Genomic DNA, 4,286 nt, shown 5'->3' with positions numbered 1-4,286 from the left:
TGACGGACGCACCGGCCAGCGCGGCCACCAGCCTGCCGCTGGCGGCCCTGGAAATGGCTCTGAACCGCTTGCTGGCGCTCGATCCGCTAACGCTGGAGCGCCTGGCGGCCTTGGAAGGCCGGGTCATTGCCCTGGATCTGCCGGCCTTGGACCTGCATTTCACGCTTGCGCCGCATGGCAATGGCCTGCAGTGGCTGTCTTTGGCGCCGGAAGTGGTCGATGTACGGATCAGCGGCAGCCTGGCGGATCTGTTGCGCGCCCATGCCGGTGGCGGACTGGATGGCTTGCAGGTCGATGGCGACAAGCATCTGGCCAGTGCCTTCGCCAATGCGCTGCGCGAGGCGCGCGTCGACTGGCCGGAGCTGCTGGTGCCCTGGCTGGGGGACCTGCTGGCGCAGCGCGGCGCGCAGGCCGTTGGCGCCGTGGCTGCCGCGGTGCGGGACGGTGCCGATTCCCTGCTGCGCAGTGTTGGTGAATTCTTGCAGTACGAGCGGCCGGTACTGATAAGCGCCACCGAGTGGGACAGTTTCCAGGCCGCAGTGCGGGCCTTGCACGATTCCGTCAGCGAGCTCGAACGGCGCGTTGCCTTGCTGGCTCTGCGTCAGCAATGACCAGCCTGCCGGGCCTGGTGCGCCTGTGGTGGGTGCTGTTCGTGCTGGCTCGCGCCGGTGGCGACGAAATGATTCTTGGGCACCCGCGGGTGTTCGGCGGGCGCTTGCTGTTGCCCCTGCTGCCCTGGCGCTGGGGGCGGCGCAAGCCCCGTGGTGTTCGCCTGCGCCTGGCCCTGGAGAGCCTCGGCCCGATCTTCGTCAAGTTCGGGCAGATCCTGTCGACTCGTCGCGACCTGTTGCCACCCGACATCGCCGACGAGTTGGTGCGCTTGCAGGATCAGGTGCCACCGTTTCCGGCGGCCCAGGCGCGTCGCCTGATCGAGGCCGCCTATGGCCAGCCGATCGACCTTGTGCTGTCCCGGTTCGATGACACGCCCCTGGCCTCGGCCTCGATTGCCCAGGTACACGCCGGGCGCCTGCCCGACGGGCGCGAGGTGATCATCAAGGTGGTGCGCCCGGATATAGCGCCACGCATTCGGCGCGACATCCGCTTGCTGTACCTGCTGGCCCGGTTTGCGCAGCGCATGGTCCGCGAGGCGCGCCGCCTGCGGCCGGTGGAGGTGGTGCGAGAGTTCGAGCTGACGCTGCTCGACGAGCTCGACCTGATGCGCGAGGCCGGCAACGCCAGCCAGTTGCGGCGTAATTTCGAGAACTCGGCGGACCTATACATACCCGAGGTGTACTGGGACTACGTGCGCCAGAACGTGATGATGATGGAACGCATCCACGGCATCGGCATCGACAATATCGATGCCATGCGCATGGCCGGTGTGGACCTAAAACGCCTGGCCGAACGCGGCGTGGAAATCTTTTTCCGGCAGGTGTTCGAGCACAATTTCTTTCACGCCGACATGCATCCGGGCAATATCTTCGTCGGCCCGGACGAGAAGTACATCGCGGTCGATTTTGGCATCGTGGGTAGCCTCAGCGCCCAGGACCAGGGTTACCTGGCGGAAAATTTCGTCGCCTTCTTCAACCGCGACTACGCCAGGGTGGCCAAGGCGCATCTGCGGGCTGGCTGGGTGCCGGCGGATATGCGGGTCGATCAGTTCGAGGGCGCCATCCGCGCCGTGTGCGAGCCCATTTTCGACAAGCCGCTCAAGGACATCTCGTTCGGGCTATTGCTGCTGCGCCTGTTCCAGGTGGCGCGGCGTTTCGATATACAGGTGCAGCCGCAGCTGGTGCTGCTGCAAAAAACCTTGTTCAACATCGAGGGTCTGGGCCGGCGTCTGTACCCGGACCTCGACCTGTGGCGGACCGCCAAGCCGTTTCTGGAGCACTGGATGCAAGAGCGCATGGGCTGGCGGGCGTTGCGCCGCACCCTGGCCGAAGAAGCGCCGCTGTGGGCCGACACCCTGCCACGGTTGCCTAATCTGCTACACGGTGCGCTGACGGCAACGCAACGCCGGTCGGGTGGGCGGGCGCCTACCCCAAGCCAGCGCCTGCCAAGGCGCCTGGAGCTCGTCATCGGCGGAGCCGGACTGGTCGCCGCCACCGCCTGGCTGTGGCATCTGGCCGGCTTGGCCCAGCCGATCTGGCTGGGCGTGCCGGCTCTGATCTGGCCGCTGCTTGGGCTGGCACTGGTGCTGGTGTGGCCGCGGCGGGGGTAGCTTGTTCAATCCCCGCGCGTAGTCACTCAGCTGCGTCCGTAGACCCCGACGGACGATCCGGGTGGCTTAACGCCCAAGCTCAGCGGACCGGAACCCCCTTGCGAAGCCGAAGGGTTGTGGGTCGACTGCGGCGCCTTGTTGAGCGAATAAATAACTAACTGAAAATCTCATTCGGCAGCTCCCTGAGATGGTCGTTAATTCTTTGACACAGTCATCACCATTTTTTGGTCTGGCCTGCTGCAAGTGACTAGAACTGAACCGTCGGCTGTTGGGAATCTAACCATGCGAACGGCCGTAGTTTCGACGACGTTAATTGGCGCGACTCCAAGTTGCGTGGCGGTCCTTTGAATCACTAACAGGCATTGGTCAAACGGCATTGACTTGCTCGTGGACTCCTGACCAAGAGCAGTTGTTGTGGCGAGCATCAAAATGGCTGCAAGTACGTGCTGCATGTATTTCTCCCCGGCTGAAGTAAAAGACGCTCAACGCGCAATCTACACCTTAGAAAGTGTATATATAACCTCCTAAAGGGTGAAAATAACAAAAATATTCATCTAACTGCCTAATTAGTAAAGTGTCTTACGCGTGATAGGTGGACTCAGGACATCAACAACAGACCTGCGGCAACACTTTAAAACTGCTAGATCAGCGACGCCATTGCATTTTTGTCAAAAATTACAGTAGCCACCCCTATGCGTAATACGTGCAGCGGGTGCGGCGTTTCATGTTGTGTCACGGCAGGCGGCACCGGTGACACCGGTGGGCATCGTGCGCCGGTAAGGCGAGGCGTTTCGGTTGCAAAGGGCGGTGGCGCGCAGAGTATCCTGCGTCCACCCCCGACCCGACTACGGGTAGCGAGGCACATGACGGATACGGGCGCGCGTGCAACGGACGGCGCGAGTCACGCGACTGGCGGGCGAATGCGCCGCCCGTCTCGGCGTTTTCGCTACGCCACGGCGGCGTAGATGTTGCTCGGCGCCAGGGTGTCCTCGAAGATGCCGCGACGGATGTCTTCCAGTTCGGCCTCGCCCAGCGGGTACATGAACTGCTCGTTGCGTTCGCGTACGTCCAGGTAGCGCATCTCGCGTGCCAGGTTGAGTGTCTCGTCCCAGGGCAGGGCCTGCGCGGGGTCGAAGCTGGCGGCCAGTTCCTTGATTTCTTCCGGGCCGTGGAAGATTTCGTCCTCGACCACGGTTTTTTCCAGCTTGGCCGCCAGGCGCAGGAACTCGTCGTTCGCGGGCAGGTTGCTCATGCACCAGTGCCAGCCGACCGAGCCGCCCTCGCCCTGGGTCATCAGCAGGCGCGAGGTCCATTTGGGCAGCGTGTTGTAGATATTCATCCACATGGTCATGAAGCGGTGGTGCTCGGGCCACTTGCGCAGCACGATGTCGCCCGAGGCGCCGTGAAAGCCGGCGTGCTCGGCGGTAAATTCGACGTTGAGGTAGTGGAACGTATCGGTGTCGGGCGGCTCCTTGCCCTTGCCCAGGGTGAGGTCGAGCAGGTTCATGTAGGCCCGGTAGTGGTCGAGCTCTTCCTTCATGATCACGGCGAAGCGGTCGGCCTCGCGCACGCTGATGCCGGTGCCCAGCGCCAGCCGCGCCCGGTCGGCGTACATATTGGTGGCGCCGAACTCGCGGGCGGCCTGGATGACAACCCAGTTGATGTCGCGTTCCGGGGTGCGCTTGGCCATGTAGGCATCGACCACGCGTTGCTGGGCCGAGGCGCCCTGTGACATGACGTGCAAGGTCTGGCGGGCTATTTGTTCGGCGGTGGGTTGGGTTGGCATGAGTGCTACTCCTGCAGTGGGCCTTGGGTCGTGGTTCAGGCGCCGATCATGGGCCGGCGCAGGGCAGTCGGCAAGCCAGCGGCGCCGGTTTGGGAAAATGCCAAGGCCGGCGCTGTTGGTTATGGCTTACAGATCGCCGGCGCGCACCTTGGCGCACAGCTCCGCCCAGCCTTTGCCGGCCTTGGCCGCGGCTTCCAGGTAGTTGGCTGGGGCGGTGATGTACGGCGGGCGGCAGGGGCCGGCCTTCATCCAGCCGCTGGCGTTGATGCGCGCCTTGTC

General features: G+C 63.7%; 3 protein-coding genes. 2 read left to right on the top strand and 1 reads right to left on the bottom strand.

Annotated elements, in window-relative coordinates:
• Positions 1-611 (top strand): SCP2 domain-containing protein (locus ABZF37_RS13775; protein WP_372720889.1); only part of this gene is annotated, 611 nt, incomplete at its 5' end.
• Positions 608-2,221, top strand: a complete 1,614-nt coding sequence (gene ubiB, locus ABZF37_RS13770) for a ubiquinone biosynthesis regulatory protein kinase UbiB (protein ID WP_372720887.1) — start codon at positions 608-610, stop codon at positions 2,219-2,221. The genes ABZF37_RS13775 and ubiB, both read left to right, overlap by 4 nt.
• A 946-nt stretch (positions 2,222-3,167) precedes the next feature.
• Here ubiB and ABZF37_RS13765 read toward each other — a convergent pair.
• A complete protein-coding gene (locus ABZF37_RS13765) occupies positions 3,168-4,007 on the bottom strand; it encodes a hypothetical protein (RefSeq protein ID WP_372720885.1) in 840 nt (279 codons plus the stop codon).
• Between the last annotated feature and the right edge of the window lie 279 nt (positions 4,008-4,286).

The sequence above is a fragment of the Immundisolibacter sp. genome (genome assembly GCF_041601295.1).
In the GTDB taxonomy this organism is placed as follows: domain Bacteria; phylum Pseudomonadota; class Gammaproteobacteria; order Immundisolibacterales; family Immundisolibacteraceae; genus Immundisolibacter.
The sequence above is the reverse complement of the archived record's forward strand: the minus strand, read 5'-3'. Positions and strand labels throughout refer to the sequence as shown.

What these genes read in the sequence shown, in the direction of transcription:
- ubiB (WP_372720887.1), top strand. Translation starts at nt 608, where the DNA reads ATGACCAGCCTGCCGGGCCTGGTGCGCCTGTGGTGGGTGCTGTTCGTG.
- ABZF37_RS13765 (WP_372720885.1), bottom strand. Translation starts at nt 4,007, where the DNA reads ATGCCAACCCAACCCACCGCCGAACAAATAGCCCGCCAGACCTTGCAC.